The organism is Sphingobium xenophagum (genome assembly GCF_031457465.1).
Lineage (GTDB): Bacteria > Pseudomonadota > Alphaproteobacteria > Sphingomonadales > Sphingomonadaceae > Sphingobium > Sphingobium xenophagum_A.
The window spans coordinates 221,161-247,663 of sequence record NZ_JAVDWV010000005.1 but is presented as its reverse complement, the minus strand read 5'-3'; the positions used below and the strand labels follow the sequence as shown (position 1 = coordinate 247,663).

Genomic DNA, 26,503 nt, shown 5'->3' with positions numbered 1-26,503 from the left:
GGATTAGATTTTCAGGCCAGCCCGACTTCCTTCAACGGGACGCTGGCATCCGCGAGTTGCGTGAGGTCGAGCGCCGCGCCGGACAGGACATGGGCGCGGCCCTGGACATAGTCCTTGACCATGTTGACGCAATCGAGCGCGATGACCTTGCCGCCTTTGAGATAGACGACGGAGAAGCTGCGCGTTGCCGGGTCGCCGCGCGTGATCGCCTGATCGAAGCCGGTGGAGAGGCCCACGGTCTGGAGCTTGAGATCATATTGGTTCGACCAGAACCAGGGCACGGCGTTGTATGCCTCTTCCTTGCCCAATATGTGCGCTACCGCGACCTTGGCCTGATCATTGGCGTTCTGCACCGATTCCAGACGCATCTGCGCGCCACCGGCGAAGCGGTTGGCATGGGCCGCGCAATCACCCACGGCGTAGATGTCGGGCAGGCTGGTGCGGCAATATTCGTCGACGTCGACGCCATTGCCGCCCGCCGCGCCCGCCGCGATCAGCGGGCCGGTTTCGGGGATGATGCCGATGCCGACGATGACCATGTCGGTCTCGATCCGCTCGCCATCTTCCATCAGCACGGCTGTCGCCTTACCATCAACCACTTCGATGCAGTCCATCCGCGCGCCGGTGCGCAGATCGACGCCATGGGCGCGATGTTCGGCTTCGTAGAAGCGCGACAATTGTTCGCCCGCGACCCGCGCGAGGACGCGGTCGAGCGCTTCGAGCAGGACGACGGTCTTGCCGAATTTGGTCAGCACGGCGGCCGCTTCCAGGCCGATATAGCCGCCGCCGATGATGGTGACATGGCTGATGCTGTCGAGCTTCGCCATCATCGCATCGACATCGTCGCGGCGGCGGACGGCATGGACGTTGGACGCATCCGCGCCGTTGCAGGTCAGCATCCGCGGGGTGCCGCCGGTACACCAGATCAGCTTGCCATAGCCGATTTCTTCGCCACCCACCGTCACGAACTTGCCGACCGGATCGACGCTCTTCACCCGGCGGCCCAGCAGCATGTCGATATTGCGCTCACCCCAGAAGGCGGCGGGGCGGATCAGGATGCGGTCGAAGCTCTTGTCGCCTGCGAAATATTCCTTGGACAAGGGCGGGCGTTCATAGGGCGGGTCTTTCTCGTCGCCGATCATCGCGACGCTGCCTTCAAAGCCATGCTGGCGCAATGAAATCGCCGCCTGCGCCCCGGCATGGCCCGCACCCACGATCAGAACATCATAATAGCTCATCGGCCCGCAATCCTCTTTATCCCTTTGCGCCGCTGATAGGCGGGGTGTCGTAGGGGTTGCAAGGGGGATGTGGCGGGGAGGGGCAGGCGTTCCAGGCCCCAATCTATCTGTATCCATCATGCTGACAGCAAAGCAGAGCGATCAAGGTCATGGGGATGGGAATTTTGGCTATGCCGAAAACCATGCCCATGGCGGCGCAACGCAGGTTGGCCCGGCTTTGGAACGCCTCGGTCGGTTTCTGCCGTCCATTGTGCGAACGGCCCCTCCTTGGGCCCCGCTTTGCCCGCCAATTATGTCTGCCGGGCTTTGCTTTCCGCTCGCCGTAAAGGCTTGGCAAGTCGGCGATTTACGCTCATAGGACGGCACATCGTTGATGCAACACTGTTACGATAGCGTTACAGGCGATTAAAGTTTGACGTGCTAATTAGGCGAAATATGGCCAGCAAATCTGTGTGTATTATCCCGGTTATTCTTTCTGGTGGATCGGGAACTCGGTTGTGGCCAGTGTCTACACCCGAAAGGCCCAAACAATTACTACCGTTGACGGCAGATGAGACGATGCTTCAACTTACGGTAGAACGCACGGTTGGCTATGCTGGTGCTTCGGTGGGCAATCCGATTATCGTCGCCAATGCCGCGCATGCCGCTGTTGTGGATGAGCAATTGCGCGCCATCGGGGTCGATGATTATCGTCTCATTCTAGAACCATCAGGCCGCAACACGGCCCCTGCGATCGGGCTTGCCGCGCTGGAAGCCCGCCCGGACGATATTCTGCTTGTCATGCCCAGCGATCATATCATCGCTGATCTGCCAGCTTTTCACGATGCCATAACCCGCGCGCTGCCATTGGTTTCCGAAGGCCTGCTTGTCACATTCGGGATTGAGGCCGAGTCCCCGGAGACGGGCTATGGCTATATCGAGATGGGTGATCCTATCAGTCCTCTGGTCCACAAGGTGGTCAGTTTTGTCGAAAAGCCGGATGCGGCGACGGCGGCAAAGATGGTCGCGGCTGGAACATATGTCTGGAATGCTGGCATATTCCTGTTCCGTGCAGGTGCCTATCTGAAGGCGCTTGCGCATCACCAGCCAGAGATGATGGCTGCGGTGGAGGCCTCCATGGGGCAGGCCGAACGCAAGGGCCTGCATATTTTCCCTGCGCCCGAGGCTTTTGCCGCCTGCCCATCGGACTCGATCGACTATGCGATCATGGAGCGCGAAGCGCGCATCGCCTGCGCGCCGGTCAATATGGGATGGTCCGACGTGGGAAGCTGGGACTCTTTGCATGCGGTCAGTGCAAAGGATGCGCATGATAACGCCGTGCGCGGGGATGCGCTGTTGCTGGAAGCGCGTAACTGCCTGATCCACAGCGATGGACCGCGCGTTACGTTGGTGGATATGGACGATCTTATCGTCATAGTGTCCAAGGGCGAGGTCATGATAATGCGTCGCGGTGACTCTCAAAAGGTCCGCAGTGTCACGGAAGCGATCAAGAACGCAGGGCAACGGGTCGTGCAATAATCTTTGTCCCTCGCACGAATATTATCATCACTGGCACATATGGGATTTTATGGCGCAGAATATGTCCGTCGCGGATATCATGTCCCATTCGGGGGTTGCGTTCGGAACGAGCGGTGCCCGTGGCCTGGTGAGTGCAATGACCGATCGTGTATGCTTCGCCTACACCATGGGTTTTCTGCAACATCTTGAAGCGGAAGGACTGTTTTCGCCCGGCCAGCATGTTGCCATCGCCGGCGATCTTCGCCCGTCCTCACCCCGGATCATGGCCGCCTGTGCCGCTGCCATCATCCATATGGGCGGCCATGTCGATTATTGCGGCTTCGTTCCGTCGCCTGCTGTTGCAGCCTACGGCTTTGCACGGGGCATGGCGTCGATGATGGTGACTGGCAGCCATATCCCCGACGATCGCAATGGCATCAAATTCAATCGCCCGGATGGCGAAATCCTCAAGGCCGACGAACTGGCCATGCGCGCCCAGCGTGTGAACGTGCCGGATATATTCGACGCGCACGAAATGTTGCTGGCGACCCCGGAGATGGACCCGCTTGTCGATGTCACGGACGCCTATGTGGCGCGTTACGTCGATTTTTTCGGTGCGCAGGCGCTGCACGGATTGCGTCTGGGCATTTATGAACATTCGGCCGTCGGTCGTGACTTGCTGGTCATGCTGGTCGAACAGATGGGCGGGCAGGCTTATCGGCTGGGCCGGTCCGAGACATTCATTCCGGTTGATACCGAAGCTGTTCGCCCGGAAGATCAGATCCTGGCGCGCCAATGGGCTGCCGAATTGCATCTGGATGCAATCCTCTCCACCGACGGCGATTCGGACAGGCCGCTGCTGGCGGATGAAAATGGCAACTGGATGCGGGGCGATATACTGGGGATATTATGTGCCAGCGCCTTAGGGATTAAGGCAGTGGCCACGCCGGTCAGTTGCAACAGTGCGGTTGAGTTGTGCGGCATGTTCGACGAAGTGCGCCGAACCCGCATCGGCTCTCCCTTCGTCATAGAGGCCATGCAGGAATTGGCTAAGGCCCAGCATACCACGATATGCGGCTATGAAGCCAATGGCGGTTTTCTGCTGGCCACGCCGGTCGACATGGGGGGGCGGCATCTGACCGCGCTGCCGACGCGCGATGCGGTGTTGCCGATCATGGCCGTGCTGGTGGATGCCAAGCGACGGGGGCTGGCTCTGTCCATGTTGCAGGATCAATTGCCGCAGCGCTACACGTTCAGCGATCGCCTGCAGAATGTTCCAACGGCGCAAAGTCAGGCGCTGATCCGCTATCTTCAAACGGGCAGTGACGCGGATATTTTGGCTCGTCTTACGCATATGTTTGGCGCACTATGCGGACAAGCCATCCATTTCGACACAACCGACGGTTTGCGCATCTCCTTCGACAATGACGATATTGTTCACCTGCGCCCCAGCGGCAATGCACCCGAATTGCGTTGTTATACGGAAAGCGCGGATAGCGAACGGGCGGCATCGCTCAATGGTGTGGTATTGAAAATTGTCAGGGACAATGCCGAAAAAGGGCTATGAAATCTTTGGATAAAGATGACATGTCGCCAGATAAGAATTTGAATATTATTTAATTAAATTAGAAATAAACAAAATATTCATCGTGAGGTCTATATGAAGTCCGCAATAATTACCGGCATAACTGGCCAGGACGGTGCCTATCTTGCCGAATTGCTTTTGGAAAAAGGCTATGAAGTTTACGGCACATATCGCCGCACCAGCTCCGTTAATTTCTGGCGGATTGAAGAGCTTGGGATCAGCCAGCATCCCAATCTCAAGCTTGTGGAATATGATCTTACTGATCTGGCTTCAAGCATCCGCCTGTTGCAGACCGCCAATGCGAGCGAAGTGTATAACCTTGCCGCGCAGAGCTTTGTTGGGGTTTCCTTCGATCAGCCAATCACCACCGCCCAGATTACGGGCGTTGGACCGCTCAACCTTCTCGAAGCGATCCGGATCGTGGACCCCAAAATCCGTTTCTACCAAGCCAGTACCTCGGAAATGTTCGGCAAGGTCCAAGCCGTGCCGCAGGCCGAGGATACACCCTTTTACCCGCGCAGCCCCTATGGCGTCGCAAAGCTCTATGCGCATTGGATCACGGTGAACTATCGTGAAAGCTACGATATTTTCGGGTGTAGCGGCATTTTGTTCAACCATGAAAGCCCGCTGCGCGGTCGTGAGTTTGTGACCAGGAAGATCACCGACGCGGTCGCCAAGATCAAACTCGGCAAGCTGGATTGCCTGGAACTGGGCAATCTCGACCCGAAGCGGGACTGGGGTTTTGCCAAGGAATATGTCGAAGGCATGTGGCGCATGTTGCAGGCAGACGAGCCCGACACCTATGTACTGGCCACCAACCGTATGGAGACGGTCCGCGATTTTGTGCGGATGGCATTCAAGGCCGCAGAGATTGAGGTCGAATTTTCCGGTGCCGAAGATACGGAAGTCGCCAAGGATGTCGCCACGGGCAAGACCGTCATGCGCGTAAATCCGCGTTTCTATCGCCCGGCGGAGGTCGATCTTCTGATCGGCAATCCCGAAAAGGCGGCCGCCAAACTTGGCTGGAAGCCGGAGACGAGCTTGGAACAACTGTGCAAGATGATGGTGGACGCTGACATTGTACGAAATCGGATGAACGCATCATTCTGATGCTCGTACGAACAGTCGATGATAAAGATCAGATGCGCGGCGGTCGGCTGACGCATGGGTAACCGCCATCGTCCCGATGTCGCAGCCAGGGTGGGAAACCTATGAGCAGAATATTGATCACAGGCGCAGATGGGTTCACCGGACGCTATCTGACCCCCTTATTGGCCAGCCAGGGCCATGACGTCATGGGCCTGTCGCACAAGCCAGCAAGCAATCCTGTCGACGGTTTGTTGGCGTCGCGCGTGTGCGATTTGACCGATACGCAAGCACTTACGGATGCGGTTGCAGACCTCAAGCCTGATAAGGTCGTCCATCTGGCGGCGATCGCCTATGTTGCGCATGGGGTTGTCGAAGACATATATCGCACGAATATCTTGGGTAGTCGCAATCTGCTGGAGGCTGTCAACACGGTCGGCAATGTGGATGCCGTACTGCTGGCGAGCAGTGCGAACATTTACGGCAATCGCGTCAGTGGAGCGATATCCGAAACTGTTTCCCCTGACCCCGTCAATGACTATGCGGTCAGCAAATTGTCGATGGAATTTGTTGCGAAACTCTATCGCGACCGTCTGCCCATCATCATCGCGCGGCCGTTCAACTATACAGGCGTCGGGCAGTCGATAGATTTCCTCATACCCAAAATCGTCCATCATGTGCGACAGGGCGCGAAGGAGATTGAGTTGGGCAATCTGGATGTTTCCCGTGATTTCTCCGATGTGCGAGATGTTGCATCGGCCTATGCCGCGCTTTTGGATCAGCCTGCGGCTCTGGGCGAGACGTTCAACATATGTTCCGGCACAGCCTATTCATTGCGCGATGTCATCGCCTTGATTCAGGAGATTTCAGGGCATGATTTTTCGGTCAGGGTCAATCCGGCCTTTGTTCGGGCTAATGAAGTCAAAACATTATGGGGTGACCGCAGCAAGCTTGAGGGCGTGTTGGGGCAACGCTCTCTTTGTGATTTGCGCGATACGTTAAGCTGGATGCTCAACGCGCAGTGACGCTCGTACCAGCGCTCCCGACGATAAGGGCCGTGGTCGGCGGTGTGGATGGGGGCTGTTCGGCTGGGTGACGAGTAGTGGGACCGCGTAGCGTTAGTTATGACGGCGAAAGACCCAGACCATCTCGCCAACGGCAAACTGTCTTAAATCCCGTCTTTCTAAGACGGTGGCCCCGGAGGAAACGAACTAAGCTATTGGAAATTATGGTGGATGCAACTGGGCTCGAACCAAGGGTCCGCTGATTAATATTTTCACTAAGTATCTGATAATGTTGATCTAATCTATCGCATCTTGTTGCGCAAGATATTGGAAGCGCGTCAACGGGCCGGAGCGCGACGTGGCGCTCCATGTGCCCAAGGTCCGCCGCCCGTGCCTGCGCTGCCGGGAGCCGTTCACCAGCACGGGGCCGGGTAATCGGTTGTGCAGGTGGTGCCTGTTATGGGCGGCGGTTCTGAGTCCGATGACGCCGAATTGAGCCCCCCTTGCAATCCACTGCTTGTTTCGCAGTTGCTCGTTGCCTTTTCGTTCCACGTTGGGCAGGCTTTCCAAGGCGCGTAAGGGAACAGCATGAATCAGGCACTCACCATACCGAAGTTCACCAAGCGATATGGTGAGGTGACAGAAAGCAAGGCGGGCGGCGTGACTTATACGCCACGCGAGTTGGCGGATTTCGTTGCTGACCAGATGCTGGAAATCGCTGACCTTCCGAAGGATAGGCCATTGCGCGTCTTGGACCCAGCCATTGGGCACGGGGAGCTGCTCCGCAGCCTACTCGACCGGATTACGGGCAGGGTCGATGTCTATGGTTTTGAGACAGACGTCGCTGCACTTGAGGTAGCTAAATTGCGGCTCGCTGAGAGCTATCCCCATGCGTGTCTAAACCTAGTCGAGGGGAGCTTTCTCGACCATGTGCTAGACGACTTCTCGGAAGGCCTGTTTGCGCGCGGCGAGAGATATGACCTCATAATCGCGAACCCTCCATATGTCCGCACACAGATCATCGGGGCAGAGCGAGCGCAAGAGCTGGCATCGCAGTTCGGCCTTACCGGGCGGGTAGATCTTTACTTCGCGTTCCTGCTGGGCATGGCGCGCGTTCTGACGCCCTCCGGCAGCGCTGGGATCATCGTATCAAACCGCTTCATGACAACGCGGGCGGGGGGCACCATCCGTGAGGCATTGGCACGGGGTCTTCGCCTTCGGAGTGTCTTTGATTTGGGTGACACAAAGCTATTCGACGCGGCGGTGTTGCCCGCAGTGATCGTTGCCAATGGCCGGAGGAGCGTGGAGGCAGTGGCGCCCGCGCGCTTCACCACGATCTACGAGGCGAAGACGAAGACAGGGTCGCAAGTGGCGGATAGCGCCATTGCGGCGCTGGAGCAGTCGGGGGTTGTTGGCTTGCCTGATGGGCGGAACTTCGAGGTGCAGCACGGCACCCTGCACATCGACACCGACCCCTCCGGCGTCTGGCGTCTCAGCTCGGACAGCGTGAGTGCGTGGCTCGATACGGTTGATGCGAATAGTTGGGCGCGGTTCGGCGATATCGGAAAGGTGCGCGTGGGCGTTAAGACCACTGCTGACAAAATCTTTATCCGGCGGAAGTGGGATGACGAACTAGAGCTGTTGCGGCCTCTTACGACACACAAAGTCGCGCGCCGTTTCCGCGCTGACACAAGCCGAGAACGTGCTCAAATTCTCTACCCCCATGAAGTTGTTAATGGCCGTCGTGCCGCAGTGGACCTCGAAAACTTTCCTGCCAGCCGAGCCTATCTTGAGGCTCACCGTGAGAAGCTGGAAAGTCGAACTTACGTTATCGAAGGTGGGCGGCGATGGTACGAGATATGGGTGCCGCAGAACCCCGATGACTGGCACGGCCCCAAGCTGGTTTTCCGGGACATTTGCGAGCAGCCGACATTCTGGATCGACCTAGACGATACGATCGTGAACGGTGACTGCTACTGGCTCAAGCCAAAGCCAGGAATGGCTGACGCGCTATGGCTCGCGCTGGCGGTAGCCAACTCGACGTTTATCGAGCAGTTCTATGATCGTCGCTTCAACAACAAGCTCTACGCAGGGCGGCGGCGCTTCATTACGCAGTATGTGGAGCAGTTCCCCCTACCGGACCCCGCTAACGCCCTGAGCCGCGAGATAATCGAGCGGACCAAGGTGCTCTACGAACATGTAGCTGAGAGAAACGCGGCAACTCTAGAGGCGGAGTTGGATGGCTTGGTCTGGCAGTCCTTTGGGCTGTCAGCCGAAGACGTCTGAGGGGAGCGGTATCTGTAGCTTCTTGTTGAGAACCTTTCCCTGAAATTGCGGAAAGCGGCTGAAGAAGCGTTGGCCGGTTGTCAGGTAGAAGCGCGTAAGCGTGACAGTCACGCCGTCCGTTGTGGCACAGAAGATCGCATAGCGAACATCGCAGTGTCGGACTTGCTGCCCCCCAATCTGTGGCACGTCCAGCGGGGCTTCGCTGTCAGGGCATACCAGTCCCAAGTCGATTGTGGGGGAGGTTTGCAGCTTCACCTCCAGAAGTTGCTGGCGCACGTCCGGGAAGCGTCCGTCGTCGCGGTAATCGGCATAACCCAACTCGCGGCAAACCAGTTCATGCAAGGCCGCGCCGCGGTTGCGCTCTTGGTCATGCCCAGCGTCCTTAAAGCTCTTGCTGACGAGCGCGCGGAGGCGGTCGAACACCTCAGCGATGGGAAGGATCAGCCCCGCAGAAGGGTGGTCGATGGGGCTGGCGGCTTTTTCCAGATTTGCCCCGGACTGAACGAATGGTTGGAGCCGGTCTGTATCCACATCTGCGATCAGTTCGGCCTCCGCCTCCTTGGGGATGAGGCGTGCCTGATATTTCTGTGTGAGCGTGCCCGTCGTGTCGAGGAGCGCCAAGTCCTCCCCGGTCACGACCTTGACCTTGCAAATCACGTCAGCGTCATCGACGCGGATGATGACGTAGCGCCGCGTCGGCGACAACTCCTCGTTCCAGACCTGGAGGTTGTTCGACTTTTGGACATAGGTGTCGAAGAACTGGCCGACGAAGCGCGGCTGAGTTTTCGCAAAGCTCGTTGGCACTGGGTAGCCCAGAGCCTTGCAAACGTGTTCCTTTGTGACTTTGGACCGCGTGCGGAGTGGCAGTCCGGCTAGGGAGATACCCACCAAAGCAGTGTCCAGCAGCACCTCCAACTCCGGCGTCGGTATCCAAAGCGCGGGGTCGCCTATCTCGATGGGGTCATAGATGGTAAGGCCACTTGCCTTGATTGCTCCGACGTAATCCGCGCTCATCCCCCGCCGCACCCCTTTTCCCTGTGAGGGGGCGGGTGTAGCAAGGACAATGGCTTATTTCCATCAGAGTGCCATCTTAATTCCCGTCTTTCTAAGACGGTGGCCCCGGAGGGATCGAGCTAAGCTATTGGAAAAATGGTGGACGCACTTGGGCTCGAACCAAGGACCCGCTGATTAAGAGTCAGCTGCTCTACCAACTGAGCTATGCGTCCACACCGGCATTAGACTGGCTGGATGTCCCAGTGTCCGTTGGCGTGGGCGGGCAATTAGCAGTGTCGGCCGGATTCGCAAACCCTAAATTGCGTTGCAGCGCAAAAAGTTTCAGCCCCGTGACAGCGCATCAGTCTCAGGCCCAGTTTCTATGACTGCTGCTACGTTTGTTACTGCGGTCGATCGCCATGATAATGCCCACGCACAGCATGACCGTCAGCATCGACGAGCCGCCATAGGACATGAAGGGCAGGGGAATGCCGACGACTGGTGCCAGGCCCATCACCATCATCAGGTTGATCGCGACGTAGAAGAAGATGGTGGTGGTCAGTCCTGCCGCGACCAGGCGTGCAAATTTATCGGGCGTCCGCATCGCCACGCGCAAGCCCCAGCGGAACAGCAGCATAAAGGCGCCGATCAGCACTATGCCGCCCGCCAGTCCCCATTCTTCCGCCATGGTGGCGAAGACGAAATCGGTATGACCTTCGGGCAGATAGTCGAGATGGCTTTGCGATCCCTGGAGAAAGCCCTTGCCCCAAATGCCGCCCGAACCGATGGCGATCTTCGACTGGCTGATATGATAGCCTGCGCCTAGCGGGTCGCTTTCGGGGGCCATGAAGATCAGGACGCGCTTTTGCTGATAGTCATGCAGGAAGCTGAAGGCGATCGGGACGATCGCGGCAAGGGTCAGCCCGGCCCCCACGAACAGGCGCATAGGCAGTCCGGCCAGGAACATGACGGTCACGCCGCCCGCCAGGATCATGGTGGCCGTGCCAAGGTCCGGTTGTATGAGTACCATCGACCAAGGCAGGCCTATCAGCACCAGCGCAGGCCAGATGGCGTTCCAGCGGCGAATTTCGCCCACCGGCAGCATGGCGTAAAATTGCGCGACCGCTAGCACGATGATCGGCTTCATGAATTCGGAAGGCTGGAGTTGCATGAAGCCCAGATTGATCCAGCGCTGGCTGCCCCCCCTGACGCCGCCGATCAGTTCGACGACGACCAGGGCCGCCAGCACACAACCATAGGCAGGAAAGGCAAAGCGCGAGAATAGTTCGACGGGAATGCGGCTGAGGACCAGCGCCATGGCCGAGAAGATGCAGAACCGCACCGTCTGGTTGACCGCCCAGGGGAAGATGTTGCCGTCAGCCGCGCTGTACAGCACCAGGACGCCGAACGTGGCGATGGCAAGGAGCAGCACCATCACGCGCCAGGGAAACTGGGTCAGGGAATGCGGGACGAGGCTCATGGCGCGTCGCTCTCGTTACCGGGCGGCGGCGAAGCGGTTGCGGTGCCATTGTCGGCATCGGCAACGTTGCTGCCGCTATCTGGGGCGGGTTTCGGAACTTCGCCCCTCTCGATGGCGCGGGCCAAGCGGAAGGCCGCCATTTGTCGCGCCTGTCGCTCAGCCGGTGTCCCGCCCCAGCCTTTTTCCAGCGCTTCAAGCTTCTCCGTCGCCTTTTTGGGATCGAACAGATAGGAGAGCGTGTCGCTGGCGATCATCGGCGCATCCTCGTTGCGGATCATATGACCGCCATGTTCGATGATGCAGGCGACGGCATAGCGCGGATTGTCGAAGGGGGCGAAGCCCTGGAACAGGGCATGGTCACGCAGCTTGAAGGCGAGCGATGCGTCTCGCCGGACGCCGCCCTTGCGCTCTGCCATCGTGATGCGACGGACCTGCGCCGTGCCAGTCTTGCCGGCGATCAGCACGTCGGGAATGGCCATGCGGGCCGCGCCGCCCGTGCCGCCGCCATTGACCACAGCGCTCATCGCGTCGCGGATCACCGCCAGATGCTCTTCGGAGGCACCCACCGAGGCGGGGGCCGGGCGTTTCGCGCCATGAATGAAGTTGGGCATCAACTGTTTGCCGGTCGCCAGTCGCGCCGCCATCACAGCCATTTGGAGCGGGTTGATGAGCATATAGCCTTGGCCGATGGTCGCATTGACCGTGTCATAGACCTGCCATTTCTGGTTATATTTCTTTTCCTTCCATGCCGGGTCCGGGACCGTGCCGTAGCTCTGGCTGGGGAAGGGCAGGTCGAAGCGCTGCCCCATGCCGCATCGCCGGGCCATTTCCGCAATGCGGTTCATGCCGATGCGCTGGGCCATCTGATAGAAATAGATGTCGCAGCTTTGGGCGATGGCAGTGCGCATGTTGACGGCACCATGGCCGCGCCGCTTGTGGCAGTGAAACAAGGTGTTCCCGACCCGGATGGCGCCGGAACAACCGACCGTTTCCTGCGGTCCGATCCCGGCTTCCAACAGCGCGAGCGCCACCATCGGCTTGACGGTCGATCCGGGCGGGTAAAGGCCCTGTAGCGTCTTGTTGCGCAACGGCACATGGTCGTCCTGCGACAACATCGCCCATTCCAACTGGCTGATGCCATCGGAAAAGCTGTTGGGATCGAAACTGGGCATTGATGCCATCGCCAGCACGTCGCCATTGGCGCAGTCGATCACGACGACCGACCCGCTCTGGGTCGCGAGACGACGGCCCGCATATTCCTGCAAGCCCGCGTCGATCGTCAGCTTGACCGGGTTGCCGGGCATGTCCGGGCGCGTGGTGAGTTCCCGCACGATTTTGCCCCGCGCGGTCACCTCGACCCGCTTGGCACCCGGTTTGCCGGTCAGATGCTGATCGAATGCCTTTTCCAGCCCGTCCTTGCCGACCTTGAACCCTGGCGTGATCAGGAGGGGATCGCGCCGCTCCTTATAGTCTTCCGCCGTAGCCGGGCCGACATAGCCGAGCAGATGACCTACAGTCGATCCGGCCGGATAGTAGCGCGAAAAGCCCTGGCTGGGTGCGACGCCGGGTAGGTCGGGCAGGCGGACGCTGACGGCGGCATATTGTTCATAGGTCAGTTTGTCGGATACCTGGACGGGCCGAAACCGCGCTGATTTGTCCAGTTCATCGCGAATGCGCTCAACCTCGTCCGAATCCAGGCTCAGCAACTGGGCCAAATGCCGGATCGTGGCGTCCGCATCGACAACGCGCTGCGGGATCAGATCCACGCGGAAATCGGTACGATTGTTCGCAAGGGGGCGGCCATTGCGGTCTATGATCCATCCCCGGCGCGGCGGAATGAGCGTCAGATTGACCCGGTTGCTTTCCGACAGCATCGCATATTTTTCATTTTCAGCGACGCTGATCCAAGCCATGCGCGCCGCCAGCATCGCACCGAAACCGCCCTGGATGGCCCCCAATACCATCGTCCGCCGGGAGAAGGTGAAGGTCTGGCTGGCTTCGGTCAGGGTCTTGCGCTTGAGCAAGGGGAGTTTCATGCCATCACGCGCCAGCGATCAATCCGGGCGCACTGCCGGACGATGAAGGGAAATAACAATATCGTCCATAGCATTTGCGGCGCGACCAACAACAACCTCACTTCACCGCCACCTGTAATCCGCGCAAAGAACAGACCAGTGGCAATGCAGAAGATAATGGCGACAGCGGCAATTAGCCAGTCCTGCCGGTAACTGCGCCATATCAGGCGATGTTCGACCGCATCAATCGCTACCAGGGTCACTGTCCAGAGAAACATGGCCGATCCGATCGGCTGGCCGCTGACCATGTCATCAAACAGGCCGAGCGGCAGGCCGATCCATGCCCGCCACAGTTCGGGACGCAGCAACCGCCAGGACAGCAGCAGTAACAGGCCAAAGGGTGGCATGATTGGCGATTGCGCAATCAGCGGCAGCGCGGCGGAAAGCGACCCGATCATCACGGTTATGACCGGCGTTCCGGCCAATCTGAACCGGGAGGGATGTTTGCCCAGGCGCGACACATGGCGCAGGTGACGGTCGATCATGGCCCCGCCATGTTGCTGGGCGGGGTTTCCTCCGTCGACAGGCGCTCGGCTGCGGGGTCCGGCCGGGTCACGACATCCTCGAACGGCCGTTCGACGACCACGGCGTCGACGCGCGAGGGATTGGCCAGGGGAAAGCCCCACGCGATTTCGCCTTGCACCCGAACCACCACGGCGACCGGGATATTCGGCTGATAAATGCCGCCAATGCCGGACGTGACCAGAAGATCGCCGGGCTTGAACGGATTGCGCCCTGCCGACAGCGCGCGAATTTCCACCGACCCATCACCCGCGCCCGTGGAGATGGCGGGTACGCTGTCATTGGCCCGGCGCACCGGGACGATATTGCCGGTGTCGGTCAGCAGCAGCACTTCGGACGTGTTGGGCGTGGTGCTGTAGATGCGGCCGATCAGCCCTTCGGCCGCGCGCACCGGCATACCCGGCCGCACGCTTTGCCAGCGCCCGGCATTGAGCCGCGCAAAGCGGCGCGCGCTGCTGGACGAGGAACTGATGAGTCTGGCGGTCAAGAGGCTGCTCTGGTCCGCATCGACGAGGCGTAGCAACTTTTTGAGGCGGGCATTTTCCTGGGCAATCGCCTTGGCTTCAATGATGCGATTGCGATCTGCCTCGACCTGGCGGCGCAGGGCGACATTTTGCGATCCGGCGCGCCAATAGCCGGCAAGCACCTCGTCAACGGAACTGACGCCACTGACCATATTGCGCAGGCCCGACGACAGGGGGCGAGTCAGTTCGGCCGTCGCAGCACGCAGTCCGGCAAAGCCGGTGGGATCGAAAATCGCAACGACGATCAACAGCAGGGCGGCGGCAGCCCCGACAATCGCCGCGACATAGCTGGCGAACAGGCTATATTGCGCCCTTCGGTTAATGCCGGGGCGTAGGCTGGGTGGCCGCGCCATTTACGCGTCCCTTTCGCTCTGGCCTTTCGATCAGGCGGTTTGCAATACGCCCCGGAAAATCGGGTCTTCCATCGCGCGGCCGGTGCCGATCGCGACACAGGTCAGCGGATCTTCGGCAATCGTCACCGGCAGGCCGGTTTCGTCGCGCAGTTCATCGTCCAGCCCCTTGAGCAACGCACCGCCGCCGGTCAGGACGATGCCCTGGTCGACAATGTCGGCCGCCAGTTCGGGCGCGGTATTTTCCAGCGCGATCCGAACGCCTTCGACGATCGTACTGATCGGCTCTGCCAGCGCATCAGCGATCTGACCCTGGTTGATCGAGATTTCCTTGGGCACGCCGTTTACCAGGTCGCGGCCCTTGATATGGATCGTCTCGCCCACGCCATCGGCGGGCGACTGGGCGATGCCATATTGCTTCTTGATCCGCTCGGCAGTGGCTTCGCCGATCAGCAGATTATGATGGCGGCGCACGAAAGAAACGATCGCTTCGTCCATCTTGTCGCCGCCGACGCGGACGCTGGTGGTGTAGGCCAGGCCGCGCAGCGACAGCACGGCGACTTCAGTCGTGCCACCACCGATATCGACGACCATCGAACCGATCGGCTCGGTCACCGGCATGTCGGCACCGATCGCGGCGGCCATTGGCTCCTCGATCAGAAAGACCTGGCGCGCGCCTGCGTTGCTGGCGGCGTCGCGAATGGCGCGACGCTCGACGCTGGTGGAGCCTGACGGCACACAGATGACAATCTCCGGCGCGCGCCACGGGCTATGCTTGCCGCCATGGACCTTGGTGATGAAATGCTTGATCATCTGTTCCGCCACGTCGATGTCGGCGATGACGCCGTCGCGCAGCGGCCGGATGGCCTCGATCGAGTCCGGGGTCTTGCCCATCATCAGCTTGGCGTCGACGCCCACGGCCTTCACCCGCTTAACGCCGTTGAGCGTCTCGACCGCCACCACCGAAGGTTCGTTCAGCACAATGCCGCGACCGCGCACATAGACCACCGTATTGGCGGTGCCCAAGTCGATGGCCATATCCTGCGAGGAGAATTTGAAGAGACGCGAGAAGATCGACATGCCTTATCCTGTATCGCCCGCCGTCCCCGCGACGCGACTGGGGGACCGGTCGGAAAGCTGTTCCATCTGCCTGTATGTCCGTCGCTTCTTGCGCTTTGCAGTGCAAAAAAATCAGGATCGCGGCTCGCGGAAAGCGCTCGCTTGGGCTAGTCCCTAATCAATGTCAATACGCCGCCTGCCCGAACATCTGGTCAATCGTATCGCTGCCGGTGAGGTGGTCGAAAGACCCGCCAGCGCGCTGAAGGAAATCATCGAAAACGCTTTGGACGCGGGCGCGACTCGGCTCTCCATCCGCCTGTCGGGCGGGGGACTGGACCGGATTGAGGTGAGCGACGATGGCTGCGGTATGGATTCGGCGGACATGGCGCTGGCGCTCGAACGCCATGCCACGTCGAAGATGCCGGATGACGATGCCATTGAAAATGTGGCGACTCTCGGTTTCCGGGGAGAGGCGCTGCCGTCGATCGCCAGCGTTGCGCGGCTGACCATCGACAGCCGGGTGGCGGGTGCGGACGGATGGAGCCGCACGGTGGACAATGGCCAGTTGGTCGCCGAAGGGCCGGCAGCGCTGCCTCCCGGCACCCGCGTCACCGTCGAGCAACTTTTCGCCAAAGTGCCAGCCCGGCGTAAATTCCTGCGCTCGGCCAAGGCGGAATATGCCGCCTGTCTCGACATCGTTCGCCGTCTCGCAATGGCACATCCCGCCGTTGCTTTCGCGCTCGAACATGATGGTCGGCGGACGCTGGGCCTGCAGGCGGGCGAGGCACGGGAGGAACGGGTGGCCGCGCTGACCGATCGGGCGCTGGCGGATAATCATGTCATCGTCAGCCTGGAACGCGAAGGCGTGCGCCTGTCGGGTGTCGCCTCCATCCCCACCTACAATCGGGGGGTGGGCGATCATCAATATCTGTTCGTCAATGGGCGGCCGGTGAAAGACCGGCTGCTGATTGGCGCGCTGCGGGGGGCTTATGCCGACATGCTGGCGCGGGATCGCCATCCCGTGGTCGCACTGTTCCTTGACGTGCCGCCACTCGACGTCGACGTCAATGTCCACCCCGCCAAGACCGAGGTGCGCTTCCGCGATCCTACGATGATCCGGGGCATGATCGTGTCCGGCCTGCGCCGCGCGCTCGATGCTGACGGCTTTCGTGCGGTTCAGAATGCTGATCCGGCCGCGCTGTCCGCCTGGCGCTCCGAGCCGGTGTCGCCGACGCCGATCGGCGCGATGCCGATTTTCGAGGCGTCTTCGGTGAGTTACAATCCGTTGGCCTCCTCCTTCGGCGATCGGAGGTCGAGCTTCCTGACGCCACCACCCCAGGCCCGCGCCGAACCGGCCGCCGCTCCGGCGCCTGAGGGCCAGAGTTTCCCGCTGGGCGTTGCGCGCGGCCAGGTGGCCCGCACCTATATCGTGGCAGAGGCGGAGGATGGCCTTGTCATCGTCGATCAGCATGCGGCGCATGAACGGCTGACGCTGGAACGGATGCGCCGGGCGATGGAGGGGCAGGGGGTTGCCAGCCAGGCGCTGCTGCTGCCCGAAGTCGTCGAACTGGAAGAGCCCGCCTGCGACCGTTTGGAAGCCCGCGCGGCGGAACTGCGCGACTTCGGGCTGGAATTGGAACGCTTCGGCCCGTCCGCGATGCTGGTCCGCGCGGTGCCTGCGATGCTTGGCCAGTCGGACGTGCAGGGACTGGTCACTGACCTTGCCGATGACCTTGCCGCCTATGACAGTGCTCTGTCGCTGAAAGAACGGCTCGACCTCGTCGCCGCGACCATGGCCTGCCACGGCTCGGTCCGTGCAGGCCGCGTGCTGAGTGTCGCGGAAATGAACGCGCTGCTCCGGGAGATGGAAGTGACACCGCGATCGGGCCAGTGCAACCATGGGCGACCGACTTGGGTGAAGCTGGGCCATGGGGATATTGAGAAGCTGTTTGGGCGGAAGTGATCCGAACCCGCCAACCAGATAACTACCAACGCGCAGATTATATCGGCCTTGTGCGCCACATTGCGATCGGGATCATCGTCAGCACGGGTTGATCGTCCTGGTTGAGGATCGTCACCTTGCTGCGCACGATTCCCATTTCCGGGCGGCTTTGCGAGGCTTTCTTGTCGATCACTTCGCTTGTGCCGCGCAGCGTGTCGCCGGGGCGCAGTGGGCGGAGCCAGCGTAGTTCATCGACGCCGATCGCGCCCAGGCTCGCGGCCTGTCGCCCTGGATTCTTCTGCATCTCGGTCACGAACATCTTCATGAACAGGGCGGTGGTGTGCCACCCACTGGCTGACAAGGTGCCGAAATGGGTGGTCGCCGCTGCCTCGTCAGACAGGTGGAAGGGTTGGGCGTCGAACTCGGCGGCGAAGGCGATCGTTTCCTCGCGCGTGACCGTCAGCGGTCCGAAGGCAAAGCTGTCGCCGACCTGTATGTCCTCGAAATAGAGAATATCATCCATCGCCAGCCTATCCTTTTGCAATGGACCGCTTTGTAGAGGCGCTTGACGTTTACGTCAATGTCAGCTGATTTGAAGCGACGGCTGGCCGCGCGGCACAGTCATGGTCGCGCGCGTGCTGATCATGCCGCCCGGCATCGACACCTGATCCATCACTCGCGCCTGCGTTGTCCAGGCGTCGGGCGTCACTTCGCAGACCAGATAGCCGCGCTGGTCGTTGATGAATTTCAGCTCCGCATTATTCTTGAGCATGACATCACTGCCGGTGCGCAGGTTTGACCCATCGCCGCCCGATGAGATGGAGGTGGACACGAATTCGACCGCCACGGTCTTGTCGCCATTGTCGAGCAGTCCCGCAAAATTCTGATGCTCGTCGCCGGTCAGCACGATCACATTGTTGAGGCCGCGCATCTTGCCCAGCAATCGATTCCGCTGCACGCTATAGGCTGCCCAAGTGTCGATATTGTAGATTTTCTGCGTCTCGTCGGCATAGCGACGGCGATCGAGCGACATCATCATCACCTGCTGTGCCACGCAATTCCACTTCGTCTGGCCCCGCGTCATGTTGCGTACCAGCCAGCTTTCCTCCTCGGTGGAAATGACCATCGCCTTGCTGTCGTCGATGCCGGGGCAATAGGGTTTGAACCCATCGTTGCAGGGCTGATCGGTGCGGAAGGAGCGGGTGTCGAGAAAGTCGATCGACATCAGATCGCCGAACCGCGCTTCGCGATAGGCGTTGGTGATGAGGCCGTTGCGCGGCATCATCGCCGCGCGCACCGGCATAAATTCATACCAGGCCTGCAAACCCGCCTGGCGGCGCAGGCGGAATATTTCAGCGGGGCTGTTCCCCTTGCCGGCGAAATCCTGGACCCAATTATTGTCGATCTCATGATCGTCGAACGTCGGGAACCATGTGTGCCTGGCGCGTGCCGCTTGCAGATCGTAATCGCTCAGATATTGGGCATAGCGCAGCCGATAGTCGACAACGTCGATACAATCCTGGCCGACATGCTGGCGCACCTGCGGCACTGGCAGCCCATCCTTGTCATAGTCCGGCCCGCGCTTCTTATATTCGTAGATGAAGTCGCCATAATGATAGACGAAATTCAGGTCATCCTCGCGCGCCAGATGGCGGAAGGCGGTGAACAGGCCGTCCTCATAATTTTGGCACCCGGCGACTCCGAATTTCAGCGCCTTGGGGCTGGCCGACGCCAGCGGCAACGTTTGTGCCCGCCCGCGCGGCGACTGGTCGCCTGCCAGAGCAAAGCGATACCAATAAGGACGATCAGGCTGTAATCCCGCGACCTCGACATGAACGCTATGGCCAAGTTCGGGCCGTGCGGTCGCTTCGCCTGACGCCACGATCGTCCTGAAGCGATCGTCGCTCGCGACTTCCCACTTCACCGGCAGCGGGATGGTCGGCATCCCGCCATGTGGCTCGAACGGCTTGGGTGCAAGCTTAGTCCAGATCACGAAACCATCGGCGGCCGGATCGCCGGACGTTACCCCCAGCGAAAAGGGATAGCCCGCATACCAGCTTTGCGCCTTCAATAGAGCGGGTGCGCCGATGGCGGGTATAGCAACGGCGGTCAGTATCTGGCGACGGGTCAACATGGCAAATGTCCTGAAGGGATGTCAGTGTGTTAGGATGGGGGCAAGCGCGGCCGGATCACCGTCACCGGGCACGGGCGCGATGCCGATCAGGCGCGCGAGCAGGGGATAGACATCGACATTGGCGAAATCGCGCTTCGGCTTGTTGCCTGCCGCGAAGGCCGGGCCGTGCGCGATGAACAATGCGCGCATTTCCAGTGCCTGATCGTCCCAGCCATGGCTGCCGCCGGTTATGGCGTAGGTCGGGGTGGTCGGCTGAATCTCCCACCCGGTTTCGCCCAGGCAGAAATAGGGCGGGATGCGCCGATGGGTGCCATAATGGAAACGGGCGGGCATCGCTTCCTTGCGCCAGCATTGCATATGGGGGTGGGGCTTGAGCAGAGCGGCTTCCAGCGCCTTTTCGCGTCCCGGCTGTGCCGCCAGCGTGGCGTAAGGCCCGGATTCGACAACGCGATAATCGGCCGGATCAGCGACCTTGTCCAATATCACCACCCGGTCGCTGGCGCTGGCGGCCATGCCGTGATCGGACAGGATGACGAGATTGGCGGGCTGCCCCATAGTCTTCAGCCCGTCGATCAGGTCACGAATATGGCCGTCCACCTCTGTTGCCGCGCGCGCGGTTTCCGGTGCATCCGGTCCATAAATATGACCGGCCGTATCGACGATGTCGAAATAGAGGGTGACGAAGCGCGGGCGGATGGCGGCCGGGCGGCGAAGGACGTCCAGCACCATGTTGACGCGCTGGGTGCCACTGACCTGCTGATTGAACTGCGCCCAGTCGCTCGGCCGGGTGCCGCCGTCCAATGTATAGGGCCATTGCTGCAGGCGCGTGCCGCCCCAGGCGACGTTGGAGCCGGGCCAGAACATGGTGGCCGTGCGTATTCCCGCCTTTTCCGCCGTCACCCAGATCGGTTCCGCCTCATTCCACCAATAGGGATCGTCGCTCGCCATGGTGAAGCGTTCATTGAGGCGGGTGACATCCTCCATGCTGTTGGCGACGATGCCATTATGATCGGGCCGCTTGCCGGTCACGATCGTCCAATGATTGGGGAAGGTCTTGGTCGGGAAGGAGGGGCGCATGGGCGCTTCGACGCCGCCCGCTGCCAGCCCGGACAGGACAGGCGTCACGCCCCGTTCCAGATAATCCGGGTGGAACCCGTCGATCGACACCAGGATGGTGACCGGCGCGCGTTCTTCCACCTGTGCCACGATGGCCAGATGCTGTTCGACCGAAGCGCAGGCCCCCAGCACACCGGACAGAGAGAGGCAAAGGGCAACGGCTATCGAACGAGGGATCATGACGACTCTGCGATTATGGGCTTGCGAAGACAGCCGCTTAGCAGGGATGCCATGACGGTAAAGTGACACTAGGCTTCGGGCGGGTCGATCCACGCGCGCAGGGCGGCCCAGCGCTCCGCCTTTTGGGCCCGCGACAGGCTGGCATAGGCGCCGCTGGAGGAGGGGAGGTCGATCAGCGTCAGGCTCGGCCGGTCGCCCAATTGGCGCCGCCCCTGCGTGGCTGCGGTCTTGCCGTTGAAACCGATCGCCGCCAATTTAGGCAGCCGGGCGATGAACGCCCCCAGATCGCGCAATTCCGCAGCGCGAATGGCTCCGTCCAGACTCCCCTCACGCTGCGCGCTTTCGATCACATCCCACAGGCCGACGCCCCGCGACCGCAACCGCTTGAGCCGCATGGCATAGGGTTGGCCGCGCAAATCCTCGCCCAGCACATCGCCCATCAGTATCCAGAAGGCGTTGCCACGATGGGCATAATATTCGCCCTGCCGGATCGACGCATCGCCGGGCAGGCTGCCGAGGATCAGCAGCCTTGTGTCAGCATCGACGCTGGGCGGGAAGGCGGTCTTGCGCTGCGCAGGCGACTGGCCGGGGCGCAGCGCCATAGGGTCAGACGTTGAAGCGGAACAGCATGATGTCGCCATCCTGCGTCACATATTCTTTGCCTTCCGACCGCCATTTGCCCGCTTCCTTGGCACCGGCTTCGCCATTGAACTGGACATAATCGTCAAAGGCCATGGTTTCGGCGCGGATGAAGCCCTTTTCGAAATCGGTATGGATCGCGCCCGCCGCCTGCGGAGCCTTCGATCCACGCGCCACGGTCCAGGCGCGGGCTTCCTTGGGGCCGACGGTGAAGAAGGTGATGAGGCCGAGCAGTTCATAGCCCGCCCGGATGATCCGCGCGAGACCCGCTTCGGCAAGGCCCAGCGCTTCAAGATATTCCGCCCGTTCCTCGACCGGCATGGTGACGAGTTCGGCCTCGATCGCGGCGGACACGATCACCGCCTTGGCATTTTCCGCCGCTGCCTTTTCGAACACGCGCGCCGAATGGGCGTTGCCGCTGGACGCGCTGTCCTCCTCGACATTGCAGACATAGAGGACGGGCTTGGCGGTCAGCAGTTGCGCCTGCGCGAACAGCCGCGCTTCTTCCTCATCGCGAGGCACCGTCAGGCGCGCGGGCTTGCCATCGCGCAGCAGGTCTAGCGCCTGGCCCAGAACGGCGGCGGCCGCCTTGGCTTCCTTGTCGCCCTGTGCACCTTTTTTCAAAAGGTTGGGAACGCGCTTTTCCAGGCTTTCGAGGTCGGCCAGCATCAATTCGGTTTCGACCGTCTCGGCGTCGGCGATCGGATCGACCTTATTTTCGACATGGGTGATGTCGTCATCTTCGAAACAGCGCAGCACATGAACGATCGCGTCGGTCTCGCGGATATTGGCGAGGAACTGGTTGCCCAGCCCTTCGCCCTTGGACGCGCCGCGCACCAGGCCCGCAATGTCCACGAACGCCAATTGCGTCTCAATAATCTTGGCCGACCCGCCGATCTTCGCGATTGTCTCCAGCCTTGGGTCAGGCACAGCCACGCGCCCCTCGTTCGGCTCGATCGTGCAGAAGGGATAATTCGCCGCCTGCGCCGCCTGCGTCTCGGTCAGCGCGTTGAACAGGGTGGACTTGCCCACATTGGGAAGGCCGACGATACCACAACGAAAACCCATTTGACTGCCTTTGAAGATCGGAAGGATTGGCGCGCGCGATAGCGCCTTGTGCGCCCCTTGGCCAGTGGCGCGCAAAGGGGTAGGACAAAAGGGCCAATTGCAATGCGTTTCGCACGCGCCACATGGAGCGTTATGACAGACATGCAAAGCCAGGCCCATTGGGTAGACGAGACCGGCCGCCAGTGGCCCAAGCGCCCGGCGCATGAGACGGGTGTACTCGGCCGCTGTCCCCGCTGCGGCGAAGGGCATATCTTCAAAGGTTTCCTGACGATGCGCGATCATTGCGAAGTCTGTGGCCTCAATTACAGCTTTGCGGACCCTGCCGATGGCCCCGCCGTGTTCGTGCAACTGTTCGCCTGCGTGCCCGGCGTCATCTTCATCATCATGCTCGAAATCATGGCGCGGCCGAGCGTGTGGGTCCACCTGGCCGTTGGCGTGCCGGTGCTGATCCTGACCACCATTTTGCCCATGCGCCCGATCAAGGGCTGGCTGGTTGCCGCGCAGTTCACGATGAAGGCACAGGAAGCGGGCACGGCGGGCCTATGGGCCAAGTTGCACGATGGCCAAGGCCCGAAACCCTGACCTTATTGTTTACCCGATCCAGTAAGGCACGATCTGCCGATTGTCCGGATCGACATGGATCGGCCGATCGGCGGGCGGAAAGGCGCGCTGGTCGCAGCTTTGGCGCGAACACAGGCGACAGGTGATGCCGATCGGCGTGGCCGCGCCCTCGACATCCAGTTGCAGCCCATCGGCATAGACGAAGTTCGCCGCATGCGCCGTCTCGCAACCCAACACCACGGCAAAGCGGCGCGGCGTCCGGCTATAGCTGCCCGATGGCTTTACCAGCCCCTTGGCCATGGAGACGTAGCGCACGCCATCGGGCGTCTCACCCAGTTGTACGTTGATCCGGTCGGGGATCGCCACCGCTTCATGCACGTTCCACAAGGGGCAAGCGCCGCCGAACCGCGCGAATTGCAGGCGGGTAGCGCTGTGCCGCTTGGTGATGTTGCCCGCCATATCGACGCGACAGAAGAAGAAGGGGATGCCGCGCAGCCCCGGCCGCTGGAGCGTCGAAAGTCGATGGCAGGCCTGCTCGAAACTGACGCCGAAGGTGCGGGCGAGCCGGTCTATGTCGTGGCGCATCGTGCGGGCGGCTTCGCGGAAGGCGGCATAGGGCATCAGTAGCGCGCCTGCCGCGTAATTGCCGAGACCTATGGCGAGCAGCCGGTCTGCCCCAGTCACCGGCAGTCCGGCCTTGCTCACCACATCGGCGATCACGGCCTGGCCCTCCAGCATCATGAGCTGGTGCGCCAGCATGAACTTGCGGCTCTCGGTCGGCAGGGCTGCATTGACGAACAGCCGCTTGGTACTGCTGGTATAGGACCGCAGCGCGCTGTCGGGCGTGTCTGCGATCAGCGTTTCGATGCCGTGTCGCCGTGCCAGTGCTTCGACCAGCATCCCTTCGTCCAAAGTCTGTCCGGCGGTGAAGCTGGCAGCCATGTCTTCGGCCAGGCAATCGATGCTGTGGACATAATTGCCCGCTTCATGAAACCAGTCGCGTGCCGCTTCCCATGGCAGCCGCGCCTGCACCGTGCTGTCATTCGCGATCGCTTCCTCGATCATGTTGATGCGCTCGTTCGCCCGCAGATGCGCATTATAAAGGTCGAGATACCGTGCCGCGAATTCGGGGAATTGCAGATGCAATTTCTCGATGCGCTCCGGCTCCAGTGCGGCACCGGGCAATTCGGGATGGCTGAGCGCGAAGGTGAAGGCGCCCAGCATCTGCTCGTCCTCCCGCGCGTCGAAGCTGGCCCAATCGGTCGGAAAGGCATTGGCGAGTGCGGCCTTGACCTTGGCGGTCAGGGGTCGGTCGTCATTCTCCATCTGGGAAAGGTAAGACACGGATATGCTTAACGCCTGCGCCATCGTCGCCTGGTCCATGCGATGATCGAGGCGCAACTGGCGCAGCCTTGGTCCTGCAAAGATACGATTGCCGCGTGCCATTGTATAATTCCGTCCTCAGTAGCTCCCAACGGATGGTGGGGTGTTCGACACTAATTTGCGAAGTGGTGATTTGCAACTTAGCAAATTTGCATTTGCGAAAGTTGCCAAAGCTTGTGACAGAGCAGCTATAAGATATCCGCGTAATGACCGGAGAGAAGGTGCCTATGTCGAAGCTTGCCATTGTCGAACAGCTTGAAGCCAAGCGCGAAGGCGCACGCATGGGCGGTGGCCAGCGGCGCATCGACGCCCAGCACGGCAAGGGCAAACTGACCGCGCGCGAGCGGATCGAGGTTCTGCTGGACGAAGATAGCTTTGAAGAGCTGGACATGTATGTCGAGCATAATTGCGTCGATTTCGGCATGGACGAAGCGCATATCCCCGGCGACGGCGTGGTCACCGGATCGGGTACGATCAACGGGCGGTTGGTGTTCGTGTTCAGCCAGGATTTCACCGTCTATGGCGGCGCGGTGTCGGAACGGCATGCGATGAAAATCTGCAAGATCATGGACATGGCGCTGAAGGTTGGCGCGCCGGTGATCGGCCTCAATGACAGCGGCGGTGCGCGCATCCAGGAGGGCGTCGCTTCGCTCGCGGGCTATGCCGAGATTTTCCAGCGCAATGTGCTGGCCAGCGGCGTGGTGCCGCAGATCAGCGTAATCATGGGGCCATGCGCGGGCGGCGCAGTCTATTCGCCGGCGATGACCGACTTCATCTTCATGGTGAAGGACAGCAGCTTCATGTTCGTGACTGGTCCTGACGTGGTCAAGACGGTGACGAACGAGGTGGTGACGCAGGAAGAGTTGGGTGGCGCGGTGACGCACACGACCAAGTCGGGCGTGGCGGACGTGGCGTTCGAGAATGATATCGAGGCGCTGCTGGCGGTGCGTGATTTCGTCGACTTCCTGCCCGCGTCGAACAAGGAACCGGTGCCGGAGCGGCCGAGCGCGGACCCGTGGGACCGGATTGAGCCGAGCCTCGACACGCTGATCCCGGCGAATGCGAACCAGCCCTATGACATGCACGAACTGATCAAGAAGATCGTGGATGAGGGCGATTTCTTCGAGGTGCAGCCCGCGCACGCCGGCAACATCATCTGCGGCTTTGGCCGGGTCGAGGGGCGGACGATTGGCATCGTGGCGAACCAGCCTTTCGTGCTCGCGGGCGTGCTGGACATCAATTCGTCCAAGAAGGCCGGGCGCTTCGTGCGCTTTTGCGATGCGTTCGAGATACCGATCGTGACGCTGGTGGATGTGCCGGGCTTCCTGCCGGGGACGGCACAGGAACATAATGGCATCATCAAACATGGCGCGAAACTGCTGTTCGCCTATGCCGAAGCCACGGTGCCCAAGATCACCATCATCACCCGCAAAGCCTATGGCGGCGCCTATGACGTGATGGCGTCCAAGCATCTGCGCGGCGATTTGAACTATGCCTGGCCGACCGCCGAAATCGCGGTGATGGGGGCCAAGGGCGCGGTCGAGATTATCTTCCGTGGCAAGACCACGGACGAGATTGCCGAGCGGACGGCGGAATATGAGGCGCGCTTCGCTAATCCGTTCGTGGCGGCCTCAAAAGGCTTTATCGACGAGGTGATCCAGCCGCATTCGACGCGGCGGCGGATCGCGCTGGGCCTGCGCAAACTGCGCAACAAGGCGCTGGAGAATCCGTGGAAGAAGCATGACAATATTCCGCTTTAACTAAGGCCCGTCATCCCCGCG

21 protein-coding genes and 1 tRNA gene are annotated in these 26,503 nt (G+C 60.9%); 8 read left to right on the top strand and 14 right to left on the bottom strand.

Annotated elements, in window-relative coordinates:
• Positions 1 to 11 precede the first annotated feature (11 nt).
• Complete coding sequence (locus tag J2W40_RS06975) at positions 12 to 1,238, bottom strand: NAD(P)/FAD-dependent oxidoreductase (RefSeq protein ID WP_310223007.1); 1,227 nt, start codon at positions 1,236 to 1,238, stop codon at positions 12 to 14.
• A gap of 435 nt (positions 1,239 to 1,673) precedes the next feature.
• On the opposite strand from J2W40_RS06975, the gene J2W40_RS06970 reads away from it, so the two are divergent.
• The 5 genes from J2W40_RS06970 to J2W40_RS06950 all read left to right on the top strand — a co-directional run bounded on the left by J2W40_RS06970 (position 1,674) and on the right by J2W40_RS06950 (position 8,696).
• Positions 1,674 to 2,756, top strand: a complete 1,083-nt coding sequence (locus J2W40_RS06970; RefSeq protein WP_310223005.1) for a mannose-1-phosphate guanylyltransferase/mannose-6-phosphate isomerase — start codon at positions 1,674 to 1,676, stop codon at positions 2,754 to 2,756.
• A gap of 49 nt (positions 2,757 to 2,805) precedes the next feature.
• Positions 2,806 to 4,302 (top strand): phosphomannomutase, encoded by a 1,497-nt coding sequence (locus J2W40_RS06965; protein ID WP_409050348.1) that lies wholly within the window; start codon positions 2,806 to 2,808, stop codon positions 4,300 to 4,302.
• Between the two features lie 93 nt (positions 4,303 to 4,395).
• Complete coding sequence (gene gmd, locus J2W40_RS06960) at positions 4,396 to 5,430, top strand: GDP-mannose 4,6-dehydratase (protein ID WP_310223002.1); 1,035 nt, start codon at positions 4,396 to 4,398, stop codon at positions 5,428 to 5,430.
• A gap of 101 nt (positions 5,431 to 5,531) precedes the next feature.
• Positions 5,532 to 6,431 carry a GDP-mannose 4,6-dehydratase gene (locus J2W40_RS06955; RefSeq protein ID WP_310223000.1) on the top strand — a complete coding sequence of 300 codons (900 nt, stop codon included), beginning with the start codon at positions 5,532 to 5,534 and terminating at the stop codon, positions 6,429 to 6,431.
• A 567-nt stretch (positions 6,432 to 6,998) separates the two neighbouring features.
• Positions 6,999 to 8,696 carry an N-6 DNA methylase family protein gene (locus J2W40_RS06950; RefSeq protein WP_310222998.1) on the top strand — a complete coding sequence of 566 codons (1,698 nt, stop codon included), beginning with the start codon at positions 6,999 to 7,001 and terminating at the stop codon, positions 8,694 to 8,696.
• Here J2W40_RS06950 and J2W40_RS06945 read toward each other — a convergent pair.
• From J2W40_RS06945 to J2W40_RS06915, 7 genes are all read right to left on the bottom strand, one after another.
• Positions 8,679 to 9,710, bottom strand: a complete 1,032-nt coding sequence (locus J2W40_RS06945; RefSeq protein ID WP_310222997.1) for a hypothetical protein — start codon at positions 9,708 to 9,710, stop codon at positions 8,679 to 8,681. The two genes, J2W40_RS06950 and J2W40_RS06945, sit on opposite strands and share 18 nt — an antisense overlap.
• Before the next feature lie 136 nt (positions 9,711 to 9,846).
• Positions 9,847 to 9,922: transfer RNA gene (locus tag J2W40_RS06940), tRNA-Lys, on the bottom strand.
• Positions 9,923 to 10,056: 134 nt separating this feature from the next.
• Positions 10,057 to 11,169, bottom strand: coding sequence for a rod shape-determining protein RodA (gene rodA, locus J2W40_RS06935; protein WP_310222995.1), 1,113 nt, complete (start codon positions 11,167 to 11,169; stop codon positions 10,057 to 10,059).
• Complete coding sequence (gene mrdA, locus J2W40_RS06930; RefSeq protein ID WP_310222993.1) at positions 11,166 to 13,205, bottom strand: penicillin-binding protein 2; 2,040 nt, start codon at positions 13,203 to 13,205, stop codon at positions 11,166 to 11,168. The genes rodA and mrdA overlap by 4 nt, the downstream gene beginning before the upstream one ends.
• Positions 13,202 to 13,729, bottom strand: coding sequence for a rod shape-determining protein MreD (mreD, locus tag J2W40_RS06925; protein ID WP_310222990.1), 528 nt, complete (start codon positions 13,727 to 13,729; stop codon positions 13,202 to 13,204). Before mreD ends, mrdA begins: the two co-directional genes overlap by 4 nt.
• A complete protein-coding gene (mreC, locus tag J2W40_RS06920) occupies positions 13,726 to 14,643 on the bottom strand; it encodes a rod shape-determining protein MreC (RefSeq protein WP_310222988.1) in 918 nt (305 codons plus the stop codon). The genes mreD and mreC overlap by 4 nt, the downstream gene beginning before the upstream one ends.
• A gap of 30 nt (positions 14,644 to 14,673) precedes the next feature.
• Positions 14,674 to 15,720, bottom strand: a complete 1,047-nt coding sequence (locus J2W40_RS06915) for a rod shape-determining protein (RefSeq protein ID WP_310222986.1) — start codon at positions 15,718 to 15,720, stop codon at positions 14,674 to 14,676.
• A gap of 160 nt (positions 15,721 to 15,880) precedes the next feature.
• On the opposite strand from J2W40_RS06915, the gene mutL reads away from it, so the two are divergent.
• On the top strand, positions 15,881 to 17,662 hold the full coding sequence (gene mutL, locus J2W40_RS06910; RefSeq protein WP_310222985.1) for a DNA mismatch repair endonuclease MutL: 1,782 nt from the start codon (positions 15,881 to 15,883) through the stop codon (positions 17,660 to 17,662).
• Between the two features lie 37 nt (positions 17,663 to 17,699).
• Here mutL and J2W40_RS06905 read toward each other — a convergent pair whose 3' ends face one another.
• The 5 genes from J2W40_RS06905 to ychF form a co-directional block, all read right to left on the bottom strand.
• Complete coding sequence (locus J2W40_RS06905) at positions 17,700 to 18,164, bottom strand: MaoC family dehydratase (protein ID WP_310222983.1); 465 nt, start codon at positions 18,162 to 18,164, stop codon at positions 17,700 to 17,702.
• Positions 18,165 to 18,224: 60 nt separating this feature from the next.
• Positions 18,225 to 19,775, bottom strand: a complete 1,551-nt coding sequence (locus J2W40_RS06900; protein ID WP_310222981.1) for an alkaline phosphatase D family protein — start codon at positions 19,773 to 19,775, stop codon at positions 18,225 to 18,227.
• A gap of 21 nt (positions 19,776 to 19,796) precedes the next feature.
• Entirely contained in the window at positions 19,797 to 21,071 is a 1,275-nt protein-coding gene (locus tag J2W40_RS06895; RefSeq protein WP_310222979.1) for an alkaline phosphatase family protein, read from the bottom strand.
• Positions 21,072 to 21,139: 68 nt separating this feature from the next.
• Positions 21,140 to 21,673, bottom strand: a complete 534-nt coding sequence (locus J2W40_RS06890) for a DNA-deoxyinosine glycosylase (RefSeq protein WP_310222978.1) — start codon at positions 21,671 to 21,673, stop codon at positions 21,140 to 21,142.
• 4 nt (positions 21,674 to 21,677) lie between these two features.
• Positions 21,678 to 22,778 carry a redox-regulated ATPase YchF gene (ychF, locus tag J2W40_RS06885; RefSeq protein ID WP_310222976.1) on the bottom strand — a complete coding sequence of 367 codons (1,101 nt, stop codon included), beginning with the start codon at positions 22,776 to 22,778 and terminating at the stop codon, positions 21,678 to 21,680.
• A gap of 141 nt (positions 22,779 to 22,919) precedes the next feature.
• Here ychF and J2W40_RS06880 point away from each other — a divergent pair, with 141 nt between their 5' ends.
• Entirely contained in the window at positions 22,920 to 23,360 is a 441-nt protein-coding gene (locus J2W40_RS06880; protein WP_409050351.1) for a DUF983 domain-containing protein, read from the top strand.
• Between the two features lie 9 nt (positions 23,361 to 23,369).
• Here J2W40_RS06880 and J2W40_RS06875 read toward each other — a convergent pair whose 3' ends face one another.
• Positions 23,370 to 24,785 (bottom strand): helix-turn-helix domain-containing protein, encoded by a 1,416-nt coding sequence (locus J2W40_RS06875; RefSeq protein ID WP_310222971.1) that lies wholly within the window; start codon positions 24,783 to 24,785, stop codon positions 23,370 to 23,372.
• A 164-nt stretch (positions 24,786 to 24,949) separates the two neighbouring features.
• On the opposite strand from J2W40_RS06875, the gene J2W40_RS06870 reads away from it, so the two are divergent.
• Positions 24,950 to 26,482: an acyl-CoA carboxylase subunit beta gene (locus J2W40_RS06870; RefSeq protein ID WP_310222969.1), complete on the top strand. Its 1,533-nt coding sequence runs from the start codon at positions 24,950 to 24,952 to the stop codon at positions 26,480 to 26,482.
• The last annotated feature ends 21 nt before the right edge of the window (positions 26,483 to 26,503 follow it).

Bases quoted from the DNA above. Each gene is read 5' to 3' on its own strand.
- J2W40_RS06975 (WP_310223007.1), bottom strand. From the start codon at position 1,238: ATGAGCTATTATGATGTTCTGATCGTGGGTGCGGGCCATGCCGGGGCG.
- J2W40_RS06970 (WP_310223005.1), top strand. From the start codon at position 1,674: ATGGCCAGCAAATCTGTGTGTATTATCCCGGTTATTCTTTCTGGTGGA.
- J2W40_RS06965 (WP_409050348.1), top strand. From the start codon at position 2,806: ATGGCGCAGAATATGTCCGTCGCGGATATCATGTCCCATTCGGGGGTT.
- gmd (WP_310223002.1), top strand. From the start codon at position 4,396: ATGAAGTCCGCAATAATTACCGGCATAACTGGCCAGGACGGTGCCTAT.
- J2W40_RS06955 (WP_310223000.1), top strand. From the start codon at position 5,532: ATGAGCAGAATATTGATCACAGGCGCAGATGGGTTCACCGGACGCTAT.
- J2W40_RS06950 (WP_310222998.1), top strand. From the start codon at position 6,999: ATGAATCAGGCACTCACCATACCGAAGTTCACCAAGCGATATGGTGAG.
- J2W40_RS06945 (WP_310222997.1), bottom strand. From the start codon at position 9,710: ATGAGCGCGGATTACGTCGGAGCAATCAAGGCAAGTGGCCTTACCATC.
- rodA (WP_310222995.1), bottom strand. From the start codon at position 11,169: ATGAGCCTCGTCCCGCATTCCCTGACCCAGTTTCCCTGGCGCGTGATG.
- mrdA (WP_310222993.1), bottom strand. From the start codon at position 13,205: ATGAAACTCCCCTTGCTCAAGCGCAAGACCCTGACCGAAGCCAGCCAG.
- mreD (WP_310222990.1), bottom strand. From the start codon at position 13,729: ATGATCGACCGTCACCTGCGCCATGTGTCGCGCCTGGGCAAACATCCC.
- mreC (WP_310222988.1), bottom strand. From the start codon at position 14,643: ATGGCGCGGCCACCCAGCCTACGCCCCGGCATTAACCGAAGGGCGCAA.
- J2W40_RS06915 (WP_310222986.1), bottom strand. From the start codon at position 15,720: ATGTCGATCTTCTCGCGTCTCTTCAAATTCTCCTCGCAGGATATGGCC.
- mutL (WP_310222985.1), top strand. From the start codon at position 15,881: ATGTCAATACGCCGCCTGCCCGAACATCTGGTCAATCGTATCGCTGCC.
- J2W40_RS06905 (WP_310222983.1), bottom strand. From the start codon at position 18,164: ATGGATGATATTCTCTATTTCGAGGACATACAGGTCGGCGACAGCTTT.
- J2W40_RS06900 (WP_310222981.1), bottom strand. From the start codon at position 19,775: ATGTTGACCCGTCGCCAGATACTGACCGCCGTTGCTATACCCGCCATC.
- J2W40_RS06895 (WP_310222979.1), bottom strand. From the start codon at position 21,071: ATGATCCCTCGTTCGATAGCCGTTGCCCTTTGCCTCTCTCTGTCCGGT.
- J2W40_RS06890 (WP_310222978.1), bottom strand. From the start codon at position 21,673: ATGGCGCTGCGCCCCGGCCAGTCGCCTGCGCAGCGCAAGACCGCCTTC.
- ychF (WP_310222976.1), bottom strand. From the start codon at position 22,778: ATGGGTTTTCGTTGTGGTATCGTCGGCCTTCCCAATGTGGGCAAGTCC.
- J2W40_RS06880 (WP_409050351.1), top strand. From the start codon at position 22,920: ATGCAAAGCCAGGCCCATTGGGTAGACGAGACCGGCCGCCAGTGGCCC.
- J2W40_RS06875 (WP_310222971.1), bottom strand. From the start codon at position 24,785: ATGGCACGCGGCAATCGTATCTTTGCAGGACCAAGGCTGCGCCAGTTG.
- J2W40_RS06870 (WP_310222969.1), top strand. From the start codon at position 24,950: ATGTCGAAGCTTGCCATTGTCGAACAGCTTGAAGCCAAGCGCGAAGGC.